Here is an 18,800-nt window from a genome sequence, read left to right on the forward strand (position 1 = left end):
CGATTTTTCGTTTCGTGTGCGTTACGCGAAGATGTCGGCGGGATGCGCTCAGTTCGCTTCGGAAGCGGCGTGAAAACGTCGTCCCCGCGCAGGCGGGGACGACGGCATCTATCGACGATCGTTATCAGAACTTATGCGACAAGCGCGCAAAGTAGGCCGCGCCGTTCAGGCCGAACTGCACGCTTTCGTATTTGAAACCGTTGTCCGTCTCGTCCGGATTCTGCTGGGTCGGATGCACGTTGAAGATGTTCGTGCCGCCGACGGTCAGCTTGGTCTTGTCGCTGAATGCCCACGTGAACGCGAGGTCGGCCGACGTCTTCGACTTGTAGTACTGGTCCGGCACCGGCGGACCGTCGAACGTGCCCAGCGTCTGCGGACCGTAGTGGATGATGCGGAAGTCCGATTCCAGCTGGCCGAGCGTGTAGTCGAAGTCCAGCGTGGCCTTGCGGCGCGGGCCGCCCTGTTCGATGAACAGGCGCTCGCGTTCGGACAGCAGCACGTCCTCGTGGCCGGCCAGCGCGGCCGGGGCGTGCACGCCCGTCACTTCGGTCTTGCTGAAGTTCATGGCGAGGTAGGTGGCCAGCTTGCCGCCGCCCACGGTCGTGTGGTGCGACGCCGTCAGGTCCAGGCCGCGCGTGCGCGTGTCGACGGAGTTCACGAAGAACTGCGCCTGGCCCACGCCCAGGTTCTGCAGGATGGCGCCCAGGGCCGGATAATTGTCGGCGTCGAAGCGGCCCGACAGCACGATGCGGTTGTCGATGCGGATCTGGTACAGGTCGGCCGTGACGGAGATGTTCTTGGCCGGCGTCCACGTCGTGCCCAGCGTGTAGCTCTTCGATTTTTCCTCATGCAGCTTCGGGATGCCCGCCGCGTTGGCGACGCGGCCGCCGTTCGGCGCGAGCACGACGTCGGTCGGCACGCCGGCGACGAAGTCGGTGAAGGTGGACGAGAAGTAGATCTGCTGCAGCGACGGCGCGCGGAAGCCCGTGCTGGCCGAGGCGCGCAGCAGCAGGTCGTCCGTGGCCTTGAAGGCGCCGGCCAGCTTGCCGGTCGTCGTCGAGCCGAAGTCGGAGTAATGCTCGTGGCGCACGGCGGTCTGCAGCTTGGCGCGTGGGGTGATGTCCGCTTCGAAATCGACGTAGGCGGCCGTGCTGTGGCGATCGCGGTTGGCCGCGTCGCTCGGCTGGAAGCCCGGGAAGCCCTGGCTGCCGGCATTGCCGCCGAAGCCGATGCCGTCGGCGTCGTTGTACGAACCCGGCTCGCCGGCGAAGATCTGGTAATTCTCCTTGCGGTATTCGAAGCCGAATGCGGCGTTCAGGCCGCCGAGGATGTCGTCGTAGAAGCGGCTGAAGTCGGCGTTGGAGGTCAACTGGCGGAACGAGAAGCCGCCGGCGTCGAACTGCGACGGGCTCACGCCCTTGCCGCCGTTGATCAGGTCCAGGTTCGCGATCGACGCGTTGAGCGTGTGCGAAATGTTGTAGCGCATGCGGTTGTAGCCATAGGTCTGCGAGAAATCGCTGGCCCATTCGCCGATGCGGGTGCGGTAGCCGACGATGCCGTAGCGGTCGTCGATGTCGCCGTTGATGAACGGGACGAAGCCGTCCGGGTACATGGCGGCCGAGTTGCGCGACGGGATGTCGTCCGAACCGACGCCGCCGCGCGCCCAGGCGGCGGAGGAGGCGTCGCGGGTCTGGGCGCCGGCCGTCAGGTACAGCTTGCCCGGACCGGCGGGGAATTCGCCGTTCACGTACACGGTCTCGTTCTTCGACTTGGTGTCGCCGATGATGCGCAGGCTGCCCGGATCGGAGCGGTTGGAGCGGCCGCGGTCATAGTATTCGCCCGTGATGCCCAGCACGCCGTTGGCGACGGCCACGCCGCAGTAGGCGGACGCCAGCCAGTTCTTGCCGTCGTGCTTCGAGTATTCGCCGAAGCCGGTCACGGCCTCGCAGCCCAGGTCCTTGCGCAGCTCGACGTCGATGACGCCGGCGATGGCGTCCGAGCCGTATTGCGCGGCGGCGCCGTCGCGCAGCACCTGGATGTCCTTGATGGCGAGGACGGGAATCGCGTTCATGTCCGTGCCCGTATTGCCGCGGTTGCGCGCGCCGAACAGGTTCACGAGGGCCGTCGTGTGGCGGCGCTTGCCGTTTACCAGCACGAGGGTCTGGTCGGAACCGAGGCCGCGCAGGGCGGCCGAGTCGATCAGGTCGGCGCCGTCCGCGCCCGTCTGGCGCGTCGAGTTGAACGACGGCGAGATGTTGGCCAGGGTCTGGGCCAGGTCGAACTGGCCGCTTTGCTCGGCGGCCTTCGTCAGCGGGATGTAGTCGACGGGAACCGGGGTATCGGTGGCCGACGTGTTGCCGACGCGGCGCGAGCCGACGATGTTGACGGTCTGGACGTTGTTGTCCGTAGCGACGGGGCCCGTGGCATTTTGTGCGAAGGCGGCCGGCGCGAAAGCCAGCGCCGCGCTGCCGTACAGGCCGAGCAGGACGGAGTGGCGGATCGGTGTGAGTTTCAAGGGGTTTGCTCCGTGGGAAAAATTGCATATTAAAGAATTTCCATCTAAGCAACCATTTGAACGTCTCATAAGTACAACAAGGAACGATTACAATGCGGTCACCCATCCACCAACCCGAAAGGAACCAGGATGAGCATGCTCCCGCTCCCCACCTACGATGATGTCGTCCAGGCTGCCGGACGCATCGCCGGCGTCGCCAACCGCACGCCGGTGCTGACCTCGCGTACCGTCGACGAGGCCTTCGGCGCCCAGGTCTTTTTCAAGTGCGAGAACATGCAGCGCATGGGCGCCTTCAAGTTCCGCGGCGCCTACAACGCGTTGATGAAATTCACGCCGGAGCAGCGCCGGGCCGGCGTCGTCGCGTTCTCGTCCGGCAACCACGCGCAAGCCATCGCCCTGTCGGCGAAGCTGCTCGGCATTCCTGCCACGATCGTGATGCCGCAGGACGCCCCCGCTGCCAAGGTCGCCGCCACGCGCGGCTACGGCGGCAACGTCGTGCTGTACGACCGCTACAAGGAGGATCGCGAACAGATCGGCCGCGACCTGGCGCAGAAGCATGGATTGACCTTGATCCCGCCGTATGACCACCCGGACGTGATCGCGGGGCAGGGCACTGCCGCCAAGGAATTGTTCGAGGAAACGGGGCCGCTGGACGCCTTTTTCGTCTGCCTGGGCGGCGGCGGCCTGCTGTCCGGTTCCGCACTGGCCACGCGCGCGCTGGCGCCGGAATGCCGCCTGTACGGCGTGGAGCCGGAGGCCGGCAACGACGGGCAGCAATCGTTCCGCACGGGGACGATCGTGCACATCGACACGCCGCAGACCATCGCGGACGGCGCCCAGACCCAGCACCTGGGCAACATCACCTTCCCGATCATCCGGCGCGACGTGGACGACATCCTGACGGCGACGGACGACGAACTGGTGCAGTGCATGCGCTTCTTCGCCGAGCGCATGAAGATCGTCGTCGAACCGACGGGCTGCCTCGGCTTCGCGGCGGCGCGGCGTATGCGCGATGCATTGCGCGGCAAGAAGGTGGGCATCCTCGTCAGCGGCGGCAACATCGACCTGGCGAAGTTGAGCGGTTTCCTGGCCGGTTGAGCGACGAAAATATTTTTCGGACGTTGTCGATTTGGCGCTGCCCCGTTCGTCGTACGAATGCGGCATCCACTTCCACCCAAACACCCAAAACTCAGGAGGCATCATGAACAAACAGATATTCGTCAACCTGCCGGTCAAGGACCTGGACAAATCCAAGGCGTTCTTCGAGGCGCTGGGCTACACGTTCAATCCCCAGTTCACCAACGAGAGCGGCGCCTGCATGGTGATCGCGGACGGCAGCATCTACGCGATGCTGCTCACGGAACCGTTCTTCAAGACCTTCGTCGACAAGCCCATCGTGCAGGCGAAGGAAGCGACCGAGGTGCTGGTCTGCCTGAGTTGCGAGAGCCGCCAGGAAGTCGACGACCTGGTGGCGAAAGCCGTCGCGGCCGGCGGCCGGGCGCCGCGGCCGCCGCAGGATCACGGCTTCATGTATGGCCACGGGTTCGAAGACCTCGATGGCCATGTCTGGGAACTGGCCTGGATGGCGCCGCAGTCCTGATTCAAGCCATCGAGTGCAGGCCGATGACGTTGCCCTCGGTATCTTCGACGAGGGCGATGTGGCCGTACTGCCCGATCGAGAACTTGTCCTTGAAGATGCGCCCGCCGTTCGCGGCGGCGCGTGCCGCTTCCACGGCGCAGTCGGCGCAGCTGAAATACACGATCGTGCTGTTGCCGCCGGCCTTGCAGCCTTCCATCTGCACGATGGCGCCGGCCGCGCCGCCGGCGTTCGGGTCGCCCGTGAAGGCCCACATCTGCAGGCCGGAGGCGTCCCCTTCCGGTGCGAGGTTGGACAGCGTCACCTGGAATACGGCTTCATAAAAGGTGCGGGCGCGCGCCATGTCGTCCACATAGATTTCGAACCAGCCTACGACGTTCCGTTCCATTTCGGTCTCCTTGATGAAGAAGGTTGAGGGGGGTACAACAGCGGTGAATCAAACCGTTTCCGCCAGGCCGCCGACGAGGATGGCGGCGCCGTCCCTGCGCGTGCGGATCAGGCAATCGGCGCCCGTGGCGCGGCCCTGGCGCAGCAGGAGGCCCAGTCCGAGCAGCGCCGTCAGCGCGCCGGCCGCGACGCCCGTCGCGCGGTCTTCCAGCCTGGGGTCGAGATGGTTGAAGTTGCGGCCCTCGAACGTGCCGTCGCCGCGCCGGCACCAGGCATAGATGCCGTTCACGCCCGCCTCCTTGCCCCAGGCGGCGATGCCCGCGAGGTCGGGCGCGAGGCCGTGGAGCGCGTCCGGATCGGCCACCTTGACGAGCAGCTTGGGACTGCCGACGGACGCCACGCGCGACGGCGCGGCCAGCGACGCCGCCGGCACGCCCAGCAGCCGCGCGGCCGTGGCGGTATCGACGTCCGGCGCGGCCACCGGCTGGGCGGCCAGGCGCACGAAATAATCGTTTTGCGCGCGCACCAGTTCCAGCACCTGTCCCTTGAGCGCCGTGCGCACGGCGATGGCGCCGGCATCCGGCGTGCGCGCGAACAGGACGGCCGCCACGGCCAGCGTCGCGTGCAGGCACAGCGGGCTGCGCATATGCGGGTAATAAAAATCCACGGTCGGCGTGCCGTCGCCGTCCAGGTCGACGAAGACGCAGGTCGTGTCGCGCGCGCGGGCCAGGGCCAGGCGGGCATCGGGGTCGTGCTCCCCGTCTTCGATGACGAGGGCCGGGTTGCCGGTGCCCGGGCGGGCACCGAAGCAGCGCAGGGAATGGATGTGCATATTTGGCAAGGTCGGGTTCGTCGGTTATACTGTGTTTATATACAGTATTGCATGATACACCATTTTAAAAAAAATGCTATGCCCGATCTTCCGCCAACCCGATTGACGCCGCCCGCCACCGATCCTCATGCCGGCGCGGCGGCGGGGTTGCCGGCTTATGCGGAACTGTATTGTCTATCGAATTTCTCGTTCCTGCAGGGCGCGTCGCATGCGGAAGAGCTGGTGGACCGGGCCGTGCAGCTGGGCTACACGGCGCTGGCGCTGACGGACGAGTGTTCGCTGGCGGGCGTCGCGCGCGCGCACGCGGAGGCGAAGCGCTCGCTGCTCCCGCTGATCGTCGGCGCCCATTTCCACCTGCAGCATCCGGACGGGCGCCGCGGGCCGTCGCTCCTGCTGCTGGCGCAGAACCGCAACGGCTACGGCAACCTGTCCGAGATGATCACGCTCGGGCGCACGCGTAGCAGCAAGGGCAGCTACCTGCTGCATCCGTCCGATTTCGATGCGCCCGTAGGCGACCTCGAACACCTGCGCGGCATGCCGGACTGCCTGGCGATCCTGCTGCCCGCGTATCCCGGCCACCTGGCCGAGGACGTCGACCGGCTGCACGAGCAGGCCGCGTGGCTGGCGCAGACGTTTCCGCGCCGCGCGTGGCTCGGCCTGACCCTGCTGCACCGGGCGTTCGACGACGTGCATCGCGCGACCATCGAGGAAGTGGGCTGGCAGCACCGCCTGAACATCGTCGCGTGCGGCCACGTGACGATGCACGTCCGCTCGCGCAAACCCTTGCAGGACACGATGACGGCCGTCCGCCTCGGCAAGCCGGTGGCGCAGTGCGGCTACCAGCTGGCGCCGAACGCGGAGCAGCACCTGCGCTCGCGCATGCGCCTGGCGAACATCTATCCGCGCGCGGCGCTGGAAGAGACGGTCCGCATCGCGCGCATGTGCACGTTCTCGCTCGAGGAACTGCGCTACGAATACCCGGACGAGGTGGTCCCGCCCGGCCACACGGCCGCCAGCTACCTGCGCGAGCAGACGTGGATCGGCGCGCACCGGCGCTTCACGCAAGGCATCCCGGTCAACGTGCAGGCCCAGATCGAGCACGAACTGGCGCTGATCGCCGAGATGCGCTACGAGCACTACTTCCTCACCGTGTACGACATCGTGCGCCACGCGCGCTCGCAGGACATCCTGTGCCAGGGCCGCGGTTCGGCCGCCAATTCCGCCGTGTGCTACTGCCTGGGCATCACGGAAGTCGATCCGGCGCAGGGCAACCTGCTGTTCGAGCGCTTCATCTCGAAGGAGCGCAACGAGCCGCCCGACATCGACGTCGACTTCGAGCACCAGCGGCGCGAAGAAGTCATCCAGTACATCTACCAGAAGTACGGCCGCACCCGCGCGGCGCTGGCGGCCGTCGTCATCAGCTACCGGCCCAAGAGCGCGCTGCGCGACAGCGGCCGCGCGCTCGGCGTGGACCTTGCCATCGTCGACAAGGTCTGCAAGCAGCACCACTGGTTCGACGGCAAGGCCGACCTGTTGAACCGCCTGGCCGAGAGCGGGCTCGATCCGGCGGCGCCGCTGTCGCGCCAATGGGCGTCGCTGGCCCAGCGCCTGCTCGGCTTTCCGCGCCACCTGTCGCAGCATCCGGGCGGGTTCGTGATGGCGCGCGGGAAGCTGTCGCGCCTCGTTCCCATCGAGAACGCGACGATGGCGGACCGCAGCGTCATCCAGTGGGACAAGGACGACCTCGAGGAACTGGGCCTCATGAAGGTCGACGTGCTGGCGCTCGGCATGCTGTCGATGCTGCGACGCGCGTTGGAACTGGTCGGACTGCGCCGCGGCACGGCGTTCGAGATGCAGGACATCCCGCACGACGACAAGCCGACCTACGACATGATCTGCCGCGCCGACACCGTCGGCGTGTTCCAGATCGAATCGCGCGCGCAAATGAGCATGCTGCCGCGCATGAAGCCGCGCCGCTTCTACGACCTCGTGATCCAGGTCGCGATCGTGCGCCCGGGGCCGATCCAGGGCGGCATGGTGCATCCCTACCTGCAGCGGCGCGAGCAGAAGGAACCCGTCAAGTATCCGAGCCCGGACATGAAGGTGGCGCTCGAACGCACGCTGGGCGTGCCGATCTTCCAGGAGCAGGTGATGCAGGTGGCGATCCTCGCGGCCGGCTTCACGCCGGGCGAGGCCGACCAGCTGCGCCGCGCGATGGCCGCGTGGAAGCGCAAGGGCGGCCTCGAAAAATACTACGAACGCATCGTCGGCGGCATGCTCAGGCGCGGCTACGACCTGGCCTTCGCGGAGCAGATCTTCAGCCAGATCCAGGGCTTCGGCGAATACGGCTTTCCCGAATCGCACGCGGCCAGCTTCGCGCTGCTCGCGTATGCCAGCTCCTGGCTCAAGCGCCACGAACCGGCCGCGTTCTTATGTGCGCTGTTGAACAGCCAGCCGATGGGTTTCTACAGCCCGTCCCAGCTCGTGCAGGACGCGCGCCGCCACGGCATCGAGGTGCGCCCCGTCGACGTGATGGTGAGCGGCTGGGAATCCGCGCTCGAAGACTTGGAGGCTCAGTGTGCCGACAATGCGCGCGCCCAGCCGGCCGTGCGCCTGGGCCTGCACATGCTGCGCGGGCTGGGGCAGGACGCGGGCGACCGCATCGAGATGGCGCGCGCGATCCGGCCGTTCGCCGACGCGACCGACCTCGCGCGCCGCGCCCGGCTCGACCGGGGCGACCTGCAGGTGCTCGCCGCCGGCAATGCGCTGGCGCCGCTCGCGGGACACCGCCGCCAGGCCTTGTGGCACGCGGCGGGCGCCGTGCCGGACAAGGACCTGCTGCGGCCCACGACGCCCGTCGAGGAGGTGCCGGTGCTGGCCGCGCCGCGGGAAGGCGACGAGATCGTCGGCGACTACCGCGCGCAGGGCCTCACGCTGGGCCGCCATCCGCTGGCGCTGCTGCGCGAGCGGCTGCTGGCCAGGCGCTTCCTGCCGGCCGACGTGCTGCACGACTTCCAGAACGGCCAGCTGGCGCGCGCCTGCGGCATCGTCACCGTGCGCCAGCGTCCCGGCACGGCGAAGGGCGTGCTGTTCCTGACCCTCGAGGACGAGACGGGCAACATCAACGTGATCGTCTGGCCGCAACTGGTCGAACAGCAGCGGCGCGAAGTGCTGAATGCGTCGCTGCTGGGCGTGTACGGCGTGTGGCAGCGCGAAGGCGAGGTGCGGCACCTCGTGGCCAAGCGGCTCGTCGACATGTCGGACTGGCTGGGCAAGCTGGATGCGCGCAGCCGTGACTTTTGTTAGCGATCGTTTATCATCGCGGTTTTCGCGCCCGCGCGGCTCACGCCCGCCCTCCACGACATGACACCTGAAAAACGCCCACGCTGGGGCCTCGCCATCGACACCGAACGCTGCATCGGCTGCCACGCCTGTTCCGTCGCCTGCAAGGTCGAGAACTCGGTCTATCTCGGCATGTTCCGCACCAAGGTCTATTACCACGACTTCCACGGCAAGAACGCCGCCGGCAAGGACGCGCCGCGGCGCGCCTTCCTGCCCGCGCTGTGCATGCAGTGCGAGGACGCACCGTGCCTCAAGGCCTGCCCCACCGACGCGATCAGCCGCGGGCAGGACGGCATCGTGCGCATCGACGCGGACGCCTGCGACCGCTCGCGCGACTGCATCGCCGCCTGCCCGTACGGCGCCATCCACATCGACCCGGTCGCGCAGGTGGCCGACAAATGCGACTTCTGCAGCCACCGCCTCGACGCCGGCCTGCAGCCGGCCTGCGTGGAAGCCTGTCCCGCCGACGTGTTCGCGTTCGGCGACGTCGGCGATCCGGGCAGCGCCGTCAGCCGCTTCACCGCCAGGCACCGGACGGAACTCGCGGTCCTGAAGCCGCAGGAAGGCACGCGGCCGGCCGTCCATTACCGCGGCATCGGCACCGTCGTGCCGCGCGCCGTCGAGAACAAGCTGCCGAAAGGCCGCAACCACGATCCGTTCACCTACGAGATCGACACGTGGGCCGAACTGCGCGCCGACTACGGCACCGTCGTCGGCAACGCGCCGGCCAAGGCCGCCAAAGCGAAGGGAGGCAAGTGATGGAGCGCCGCCATTTTCTCAAGTCCGGACTCGGGGCACTGGCCACGCTGGCCGTCGGCGAGACCATCCTGCTGGCGCCCGGCGATGCCAGCGCGAGCGTGGCCGAGCCGCTTAACTACACGGTCGCGCCGGACGGCACGGCGCGCAAGCGGCAGATCGACTACCGCACGGCCAGGGCGGTGAAAAGCGTGTGCCTGAACTGCTCCACCGTGTGCGGCATTGAGGGCTTCGTCCAGGACGGCAAGGTCGTCAAGATCCGCGGCAATCCGCTCGACCCGAACCTCGGCAACTTCATGACGTGCGCGAAGGGCCAGAGCGGCCCCACGATCAACACCTACCCGGAACGCCTGCTGTATCCCCTCAAGCGCGTGGGCAAGCGGGGCGAGGGCCTGTGGAAGCGCATCACGTGGGACGAAGCGTACGACGAGATCGCGGCGCGCATCCGCAAGAGCATCGCCGACGGGCACCCGGAGCGCGTGGCGATCCACCAGGGCCGCTCGCGCTACGCGTCCGAGTTCGCGCGCTTCCTGAACGCGATCGGCTCGCCGGTGCTGCTGAACCACCGCGCCCTGTGCTCGGCGAACAAGCGCGCGGCCAATTACGTGAGCCTGGGCGAGACGGACTGGGAATCGATCGACGCCGAGCGTTGCCGCTACTTCCTGAACTTCGGCTCCAATTTCTACGAAGCGCACCAGGGCGGCCTGCACCTGGTGAAACGCGTCGTCAAGGCCCGCTTCGACCACGGCGCCAAGCTCGTGACGTTCGACGTGCGCATGTCGAACACGGCGGGCCGCAGCGACGAGTGGTTCCAACCGCATCCCGGCACCGAGGGCGCGATCGCGCTGGCGATGGCCCACGTGATCCTGCGCGAGAACCTGCACGACCGCGCCTTCGTCGAGGACTTCGTGCAGCCCGGCGAAGCGCGGCTGCGCGCCTGGCTCGCGGATTGCACGCCGGCGTGGGCGCAAGCGCAATCGGGCGTGCCGGCCGCCGACATCGAGCGCATCGCGATCGAGTTCGCGCGCGCGCGCCCGGCCGTCGCCGCGTTCACCAACCGCGGCACGGGCGCGCACTACAACGGCTTCAACAACGAGCGCGCCGTCGTCATGCTCAACGCGCTCGTCGGCTCCGTCGGCAAGCCGGGCGGCTACTGCTACGGACTCGAGGAAAAGCTGGCGCCGGCCAGGTATCCCGTGCCGCAGCCCGCGCCGCCGAAGGCCGCGCTCCGCACCGACCTCGAAGATCCGCCCGAGTGGCCGCTGGCGAACCGCTGGCAGAAGATGAAGGTGGGCCAGGTGGTGTACGACTACCTCGAGCAGGGCCGCGCCAGGCTCGACGTCTACCTGAGCTACACGATCGTCTCCCCGATGACATGGCCGGAGGGCCGCGCGACGGCCGCCCGCGTGCTCGCCGACGAGAGCCTGATCCCGTTCCACGCCTGCTCGGACATCGTGTATTCCGAGATGGCGCATTGGGCCGACCTGATCCTGCCGGATGCCACCTACCTCGAACGCTGGGGCATGGACATCCGCAACAACCTGGAACTGCAGCACTACGTGATGCTGCGCCAGCCGATGGTGCCGCCGCCGGGCGAAGCCGTGTCGTTCCCGGACGTGCTGTTCAACGTGGGGCGCCGCCTGGCGCCGGAACAGGCGAAGTATTTCGCGTTCGGCACCCACGAGGACTACGTGCGGACGCAGTGCTCGAAGCTGCCGACGACGGGGCCGGACGGCCGCGCGTTCGCCTCCGGCTTCGACTACATGAAGCACTACGGCGTGCACGTCGACACGAGCCAGCCGAAAACCTACGAGGTGTACCGCCGCAAGCTGGCCGCCGACCAGATGGCCGGCGCCCGCGTCGACGCGGACGGCCGCATCCTCAAGGCCGACAAGGCGGGCAAGGAGCGCGCGATCGGCCTGATGGTGCGCGGCGAACCGCTGCGCGGCTTCGCGACGCCGTCGCGCCGCTTCGAAATCTTCGCGCCGGAAGTGGCGCACGTGGCCGCGCAGGTGGGCATGCGGGACGACGGCATGCCGGCATTCCGCCACGTGCCGGGCCTGGACAAGCTGGCCGACGACCGCTTCGTGCTGACCACGTTCAAGTGGAACGTGCACACGCAGGGCCGCACGGCGGCGCAGAAATACCTGTCCGAGATCGTGCACGACAATCCGATGTGGATGCACCCGACGGTCGCGGCGCGCATCGGCGTGAAGTCGGGTGACATGGTCGAACTGACGACCTACCGGCCGCATTCGGGGACGCAGGGCGACGCCGCGTTCAAGGCCGCGCCGGCCGGGCGGGAACAGGTCGTGGGACGCGCGCGCATCCGCGTGTTCGTCACCGACGGCATTCACCCGAAGGTGCTGGCCGTGTCGAACTCGCTGGGCTGGCAGATGGGGGGACGCGCCGCGCAGGGCCGCGCGGGCCTGCGCGACGCGGTCCTGGACGAGTCGGGCCAGGCCGCCGTGCGCAAGGTGCTCGGCCCCGCGCCGCGCATCGACGACCTGAAGAACGGCGTGTGGTGGGACGCGCGCAACGGCGGGCGGGGCAACGGGGTGAACGTCAACGCGATCCTGCCCGTCAATCCGGCGCCGCTGGTCGGCATGCAGTCGTGGTTCGACACGGTGTGCGGCGTGCGCAAGGTGTAGGCCGCGTCAGGCGGGCTGGGTGCCGTAGTAGTCGTGCACCTCGCCCATCCAGCGCGTATCGGCCATGTCCGGCCAGTGGTCGGTATCGAACCCGGGCGCGCTCTCGATGCGCTCCTTGGGGATGTCCATCGTGAAACGCTTGTGCCGTGCGTCGAGCCTCAGGGCCTGCCACGGCACGGCGAAGAGTTTTTCGCCCAGCCCGAGAAAGCGGCTGGACGACATCACGGCATAGGCGATGGTGCCCGTGCGCATGTCCACCATGAATTCCTTGATGACGCCCAGGTGCTCGTTCTGCAGGTTGTGGACGTGGTCGCCGATCAGGGTGTTCGCGCCCATCAGTTCGGGGCCCGGTCCCTTGCCGTGCTTGTTCCTGTACATGCCGTAATCGTCGCGTTCCTCGTAGGACATTTTTCCTCTCCCTCGCAGCGTTTTTCCGGAAGCAGAAGAATAACCCGAGTCAGGCGGTTCGGTTCGGCCGCGCACGCGCACGCGCACGGCCGCACGGGCTCAGAAGGTTTCCCACTCCTCGCTGGGCGCGTCCTGCTTGGCGGCCTTGGGCGCCTTGGCAGCGTTGGCAGCGTTGGCAGCGGGCCTGGCGCTGCGCGGTTTGGCCGGCACGGCCACGACGGCGCGCGTGGGCGCCGGCGCGGGCACGGCCCTGGGCGCGGCCGCAACCTGTCCGTCGATGTGGAACAGGCTGACCACTTCGGCCAGCTTGTCGGCCTGGTCGCGCAGGGCGGTCGCGGCGGCCGCCGATTCCTCGACGAGCGCGGCATTGTGCTGGGTGGACGAATCCATGTCGGCGATGGCGCGGTTGACCTGCTCGATGCCGGCGCTCTGCTCGCCGCTGGCGCTGGCGATCTCGGCGACGATGTCGCTCACCTTGCGGATGCTGTCGACCACTTCGCTCATCGTCGCGCCGGCCTGGTCGACCAGCTTCGTGCCGTCTTCGACCTTGCCGACCGAATTCACGATCAGCTCCTTGATCTCTTTCGCGGCCGCGGCCGAACGCTGGGCCAGCGTCCGCACCTCGCCCGCCACCACGGCGAAGCCGCGGCCTTGTTCGCCGGCGCGCGCCGCTTCGACGGCCGCGTTGAGCGCGAGGATATTGGTCTGGAAGGCGATGCCGTCGATGACGCTGATGATGTCGACGATCTTCTTCGACGAATCGTTGATCGCGCCCATGGTCTGCACGACCTGGTCGACGACGGCGCCGCCCTGCGTGGCGATTTCCGACGCGGCGATCGACAACTGGCTGGCCTGGCGCGCATTGTCCGCGTTCTGGCGCACGGTGCCCGTCAACTGCTCGACCGTGCTGGCCGTCGTGCCGAGCGAGCCGGCCTGTTGTTCGGTGCGGGACGACAGGTCCATATTGCCGGCCGAGATTTCCGCCGACGCGGTGGCGATGGTATCCGTGCCGCTGCGCACCTGCGAGACGATGGCCACGAGGCCGTCGTTCATGTGGCGCAGCGCGCGCAGCAGGGCGCCCGTTTCGTCGTTGCCCTTCGCCTCGATGCGCTGGGTGAGGTCGCCGGCGGCGACCTTCTCGGCCACGTCGACGGCCTGGCGGATCGGATCGACGATGGCGCGGGCCAGCAGCCACGCGCAGACGGCGCCGAACAGCACGGCGACGCCGGCCAGCACGATGATCATGCGCGCGCTGTCGCGGTTGGCCGCATCGATGTTCCTGGCGATGGTGTCGATGCGGTCCTGCTGCATCTTGACCAGTTCGGCCTGCTTGCCTTCGTAGGCGTCCGACGCCGGCATGTATTCCTGGTTCAGGATGCGCTCCGCCACGGCGGTATCGCCGCTGGCCTTGGCCTTGATGGCGTTGACCTTGGAATCCGTGTAGGCCTTGCGCAGTTCGACGATGCGGTTGAACAGCGCATGTTCTTCCGGTCCTTCGAGCAGTTTTTCGAGTTGCTTGAGCAGTTCGGTCGTGCGCGAGGCCGTCTTCACGCCGTCGGCCTTGAAGAATTCGACGAGGCTCGGGTCCGCGCTCTTGACGATGGCGGCGGTGCGGCGCACGGCGGCGAACGTCTGCATATGCCATTCCGTCATCAAGCGTTCCTTGGCCAGCGGCGCGGCCATCATCGTGCGCGTCGCGTCCGCGATCGCATTCAGGCGCCACACGGCGGCGGCCGCGATGACGAGGGTCAGGCCCAGCACCAGGGCGAATCCGATACCCAGACGTTTCGCGATGTTCATGTTGGCGAGAAAGCCCATATGATTCTTCCTTACTTCAAGCGTGATTGTTCTGTAACCGGCCGGTGGCGCGGCCCGGGAGCCATGCCAGACGGTGTCCCCGGTTCCGATTCTACTTACGGAAAGGCAAAATTTGTTACTTTTGGGAATACAGCGCGCGAAATCAGCGAGTGTTATCGCTATATTGTTGTCGGCAGGTGACAGCTTCATGTCTCTCAATTAAGAACATGGGATTGCCGTGATTCCGCTCAGTGACGAGAATGGCAACGAGGTGTATGGACGCACTCGTGACCCCCAACCGGTCCAGTCGTTGCCGAGCGGTCATGTTGCCAAGGTGGAATGAGGAAGTATTTGCGGGTTTAAGGTATAATTTCTATTTCCCGCGCGTGCCGTTCGGCACCTTCTGCACAATGACCAAATTCGTATTCGTCACTGGCGGCGTCGTGTCTTCCCTGGGTAAAGGGATCGCGGCCGCCTCCCTCGCCGCGATCCTCGAATCGCGCGGTCTCAAAGTCACCATGCTCAAGCTCGACCCGTACATCAACGTGGACCCGGGCACGATGAGCCCCACCCAGCACGGCGAAGTGTTCGTCACCGACGACGGCGCCGAGACCGACCTGGACCTGGGCCACTACGAGCGCTTCATCAGCACGCGGATGAAGAAGGTGAACAACTTCACGACCGGCCAGATCTATGAATCGGTGATCCGCAAGGAACGCCGCGGCGAGTACCTCGGCAAGACCGTGCAAGTGATTCCGCATATCACCAACGAAATCCAGGACTACATCCGCCGCGGCGCCGAAGGCGTGGACGTGGCGCTGGTCGAGATCGGCGGCACCGTCGGCGACATCGAATCGCTGCCGTTCCTGGAAGCGGCGCGCCAGCTGTCGCTGCGCCAGGGCCGCAAGGGCGCCGCGTTCGTGCACCTGACCCTGGTGCCGTACATCTCGTCCGCCGGCGAACTCAAGACCAAGCCCACGCAGCACTCCGTCCAGAAACTGCGCGAGATCGGTATTTCGCCGAACGCGCTGCTGTGCCGCGCCGACCGCCGCATCCCGGACGACGAGCGCGCCAAGATCTCGCTGTTCGCCAACGTGGAAGAGCAGGCCGTCATCTCCGTGTGGGACGTCGACACGATCTATAAAGTGCCGCAGGTGCTGCACGACCAGGGCCTGGACGACATCATCCTGGACGCCCTCGGCATCGACGCGCCGGCGGCCGACCTGTCGATGTGGACGAAGCTGATCCACACGCTGGAAAACCCGAAGCACGAAGTCACGATCGGCATGGTCGGCAAATACGTCGACCTGATCGAGTCGTACAAATCGCTGACGGAAGCGCTGCGCCACGCCGGCATCCACACGGAAAGCCGCGTCAACATCGAATACATCGACTCGGAAGAGATCGAGTCGACCGGCTGCGACCACCTGGGCAAGTACGACGCGATCCTGGTGCCGGGCGGCTTCGGCAAGCGCGGCGTGGAAGGCAAGATCATGGCCGCCCGCTATGCCCGCGAAAACAAGATCCCGTACCTGGGCATCTGCCTGGGCATGCAGGTCGCGCTGATCGAATACGCGCGCCACATGGCCGGCCTGCCGAACGCCAACTCGACGGAATTCGATCCGGAGACCGACCAGCCGGTCGTCGCCCTGATCACCGAGTGGCAGAACCACGACGGCAAGGTCGAGAAGCGCGACAACAATTCCGACCTGGGCGGCACCATGCGCCTGGGCGCGCAGACCTGCGCCGTGAACCCGGGCACCCTGGCCGCCGAAATCTACGGCAACGTCGTGACCGAGCGCCACCGCCATCGCTACGAAGCGAACAATTTCTACCTGCCGAAGGTCGAAGCTGCGGGCCTCGTCGTGGCCGCGCGCACGCCGAACGAAGACCTGTGCGAGATCATGGAACTGCCGAAGAGCAGCCACCCGTGGTACATGGGGGTCCAGTTCCACCCGGAATTCAAGTCGACGCCGCGTAACGGCCACCCGCTGTTCACGTCGTTCATCAAGGCCGCGCTGGCCCACCAGGCGGCCAACGCCAACCCGCAGGCGGCCAATACGCCCGCGGCCCTGCAAGGAGACGCGGCATGAAGCTTTGCGGATTCGACGTCGGCCTCGACCAGCCCATCTTCCTGATCGCCGGCACCTGCGTGATCGAATCGCGCCAGATGGCGATGGACGTCGCCGGCCAGTTGAAGGAAATCACGAGCGCGCTGGGCATCCCGTTCATCTATAAATCGTCGTTCGACAAGGCGAACCGTTCGTCCGGCACGTCGTTCCGCGGCCCGGGCATGGACAAAGGCCTGGAGATCCTCGCGGACGTGCGCCGCGAACTCGGCGTGCCCGTGCTGACCGACGTGCACACCGTGGAAGAGATCCCGGCCGTCGCGAGCGTCGTCGACGTGCTGCAGACGCCGGCCTTCCTGTGCCGCCAGACCGACTTCATCAACGCCTGCGCCCGTTCCGGCAAGCCCGTGAACATCAAGAAGGGCCAGTTCCTGGCGCCGGGCGACATGAAGAACGTGATCGACAAGGCCCGCGCCGCGGCCTTCGAGGCGGGCCTGCCCGACCAGTTCATGGCGTGCGAGCGCGGTGTCTCGTTCGGCTACAACAACCTGGTGTCCGACATGCGTTCGCTGGCGATCATGCGCGAATCGAACTGCCCCATCGTGTTCGACGCCACCCACTCGGTGCAGCTGCCGGGCGGGCAGGGGACGTCGTCCGGCGGCCAGCGCGAGCACGTGCCCGTGCTGGCGCGCGCCGCCGTCGCGGCGGGCGTGTCGGGCCTGTTCATGGAAACCCATCCGAATCCCGCGTGCGCGCTGTCGGACGGCCCGAACGCCGTGCCGCTCGCCCGCATGAAGGATTTGCTGACTACCCTGGTCGATATCGATCGCATCGTCAAGAAGGCGGGTTTTATCGAATCCGATTTTTCTTGATAATCGGGGTCGGAGCCCGAATTTCACGGGTGGGCTCTGACGCCGACTGACTAGATAATCGGGGTCAGAGCCCGAATTCCACGGGTGGGCTCTGACCCCGACTGACTAGATAATCGGGGTCGGAGCCCGAATTCCACGGGTGGGCTCTGACCCCGACTGACTAACGGCGCGCCCAGCGGCTCGGCGCGCCTGTATCGATTCATACTTTCTGGAGATTAAAGAACCATGAGTGCTATCGTTGATATCATCGGCCGCGAAATCATCGACTCGCGCGGCAATCCGACCGTCGAGTGCGACGTGCTGCTCGAATCCGGCGTGATGGGCCGTGCCGCCGTCCCGTCGGGCGCGTCGACCGGTTCGCGCGAAGCCATCGAGCTGCGCGACGGCGATCCCAAGCGTTACTTCGGCAAGGGCGTGCTGCAGGCCTGCGAGAACATCAACACCGAGATCAGCGAAGCCATCATGGGCCTGGACGCCAACGAACAGGCATTCCTGGACCGCACCCTGATCGACCTGGACGGCACCGAGAACAAGAGCCGCCTGGGCGCGAACGCGATGCTGGCCGTCTCCATGGCCGTCGCCAAGGCCGCCGCGGAAGAATCGGGCCTGCCGCTGTACCGCTACTTCGGCGGATCGGGCGCGATGCAGATGCCGGTGCCGATGATGAACGTCATCAACGGCGGCGCGCACGCCGACAACAACCTGGACATCCAGGAATTCATGATCATCCCGGTCGGCGCCCCGTCGTTCAAGGAAGCCGTGCGCTACGGCGCCGAGGTGTTCCACACGCTGAAGAAGATCCTGCACAGCAAGGGCCTGAACACCGCGGTCGGCGACGAAGGCGGCTTCGCACCGTCCGTCGCGAACCACGAAGAAGCCATCAAGCTGATCATGCAGGCGATCGAGCAGGCCGGCTACGTGGCGGGCCAGGACATCGCCATCGGCCTCGATTGCGCCGCCAGCGAGTTCTACAAGGACGGCAAGTACGTGCTGGAAGGCGAAGGCGGCCTGCAGCTGACGGCCCAGGACTTCACCAACATGCTGTCGACCTGGTGCGACAAGTACCCGATCGTCTCGATCGAGGACGCCATGGCCGAAGGCGACTGGGACGGCTGGGCCACCCTGACCGCCGCCCTGGGCAAGAAGGTGCAACTGGTGGGCGACGACCTGTTCGTCACCAACACCAAGATCTTGAAGGAAGGCATCCAGAAGGGCATCGCCAACTCGATCCTCATCAAGATCAACCAGATCGGCACCCTGACCGAGACCTTCGCCGCCATCGAGATGGCCAAGCGCGCCGGCTACACGGCCGTGATCTCGCACCGTTCGGGCGAGACCGAGGACTCGACCATCGCCGACATCGCCGTCGGCATGAACGCCCTGCAGATCAAGACGGGCTCGCTGTCGCGTTCCGACCGCATGGCGAAGTACAACCAGCTGCTGCGCATCGAGGAAGACCTGGGCGACATCGCCAGCTACCCGGGCCGCGACGCCTTCTATAACTTGAAGTAATCGGGTAGTATCGACACGGGTCCGGATTGCCGGGCCCGTGTTTTCATTCCTGCCAGCCGTTT

The 18,800-nt window shown here is 66.7% G+C and carries 13 protein-coding genes; 8 read left to right on the forward strand and 5 right to left on the reverse strand.

The features are described from left to right. Positions 1-124: 124 nt before the first annotated feature. Positions 125-2,515, reverse strand: coding sequence for a TonB-dependent receptor plug domain-containing protein (locus ISF28_RS08685; protein WP_229518955.1), 2,391 nt, complete (start codon positions 2,513-2,515; stop codon positions 125-127). A gap of 129 nt (positions 2,516-2,644) precedes the next feature. Here ISF28_RS08685 and ISF28_RS08690 point away from each other — a divergent pair, with 129 nt between their 5' ends. Next, entirely contained in the window at positions 2,645-3,613 is a 969-nt protein-coding gene (locus ISF28_RS08690) for a threo-3-hydroxy-L-aspartate ammonia-lyase (protein ID WP_198116766.1), read from the forward strand. Positions 3,614-3,716: 103 nt separating this feature from the next. Further along, complete coding sequence (locus ISF28_RS08695; RefSeq protein ID WP_198116767.1) at positions 3,717-4,115, forward strand: VOC family protein; 399 nt, start codon at positions 3,717-3,719, stop codon at positions 4,113-4,115. A 1-nt stretch (position 4,116) separates the two neighbouring features. Here ISF28_RS08695 and ISF28_RS08700 read toward each other — a convergent pair whose 3' ends face one another. Then, the gene (locus tag ISF28_RS08700) at positions 4,117-4,500 is read right to left on the reverse strand and encodes a VOC family protein (RefSeq protein ID WP_198116768.1); all 384 of its coding nucleotides are present in this window, start codon (positions 4,498-4,500) and stop codon (positions 4,117-4,119) included. Positions 4,501-4,548: 48 nt separating this feature from the next. Next, positions 4,549-5,331, reverse strand: a complete 783-nt coding sequence (locus ISF28_RS08705) for a PhzF family phenazine biosynthesis protein (RefSeq protein ID WP_198116769.1) — start codon at positions 5,329-5,331, stop codon at positions 4,549-4,551. Positions 5,332-5,409: 78 nt separating this feature from the next. Here ISF28_RS08705 and ISF28_RS08710 point away from each other — a divergent pair, with 78 nt between their 5' ends. Genes ISF28_RS08710 through ISF28_RS08720 form a run of 3 tightly spaced genes read left to right on the forward strand, consistent with a single transcriptional unit; the run spans position 5,410 to position 12,080 of the window. Continuing rightward, positions 5,410-8,637, forward strand: a complete 3,228-nt coding sequence (locus ISF28_RS08710) for an error-prone DNA polymerase (protein ID WP_198116770.1) — start codon at positions 5,410-5,412, stop codon at positions 8,635-8,637. A gap of 57 nt (positions 8,638-8,694) precedes the next feature. Continuing rightward, positions 8,695-9,432: a 4Fe-4S dicluster domain-containing protein gene (locus tag ISF28_RS08715; protein WP_198116771.1), complete on the forward strand. Its 738-nt coding sequence runs from the start codon at positions 8,695-8,697 to the stop codon at positions 9,430-9,432. Then, entirely contained in the window at positions 9,432-12,080 is a 2,649-nt protein-coding gene (locus tag ISF28_RS08720; protein ID WP_198116772.1) for a molybdopterin-containing oxidoreductase family protein, read from the forward strand. Before ISF28_RS08715 ends, ISF28_RS08720 begins: the two co-directional genes overlap by 1 nt. Positions 12,081-12,086: 6 nt before the next feature. Here the strand turns inward: ISF28_RS08720 and ISF28_RS08725 are convergent, their stop codons facing one another. Together ISF28_RS08725 and ISF28_RS08730 are read right to left on the reverse strand one after the other, a co-directional pair. Further along, entirely contained in the window at positions 12,087-12,488 is a 402-nt protein-coding gene (locus ISF28_RS08725; protein ID WP_198116773.1) for a PRC-barrel domain-containing protein, read from the reverse strand. A gap of 99 nt (positions 12,489-12,587) precedes the next feature. After that, positions 12,588-14,306, reverse strand: a complete 1,719-nt coding sequence (locus ISF28_RS08730) for a methyl-accepting chemotaxis protein (RefSeq protein ID WP_198116774.1) — start codon at positions 14,304-14,306, stop codon at positions 12,588-12,590. A gap of 389 nt (positions 14,307-14,695) precedes the next feature. Here ISF28_RS08730 and pyrG point away from each other — a divergent pair, with 389 nt between their 5' ends. The 3 genes from pyrG to eno all read left to right on the forward strand — a co-directional run bounded on the left by pyrG (position 14,696) and on the right by eno (position 18,738). Continuing rightward, positions 14,696-16,378: a CTP synthase gene (pyrG, locus tag ISF28_RS08735; RefSeq protein WP_198116775.1), complete on the forward strand. Its 1,683-nt coding sequence runs from the start codon at positions 14,696-14,698 to the stop codon at positions 16,376-16,378. After that, positions 16,375-17,226 (forward strand): 3-deoxy-8-phosphooctulonate synthase, encoded by an 852-nt coding sequence (gene kdsA, locus ISF28_RS08740; protein WP_198116776.1) that lies wholly within the window; start codon positions 16,375-16,377, stop codon positions 17,224-17,226. Before pyrG ends, kdsA begins: the two co-directional genes overlap by 4 nt. Before the next feature lie 225 nt (positions 17,227-17,451). Then, positions 17,452-18,738 carry a phosphopyruvate hydratase gene (eno, locus tag ISF28_RS08745; RefSeq protein ID WP_198116777.1) on the forward strand — a complete coding sequence of 429 codons (1,287 nt, stop codon included), beginning with the start codon at positions 17,452-17,454 and terminating at the stop codon, positions 18,736-18,738. Positions 18,739-18,800 lie beyond the last annotated feature (62 nt).

Source organism: Massilia rhizosphaerae, assembly GCF_016093545.1.
Classification (GTDB): Bacteria; Pseudomonadota; Gammaproteobacteria; order Burkholderiales; family Burkholderiaceae_D; genus Telluria; species Telluria rhizosphaerae.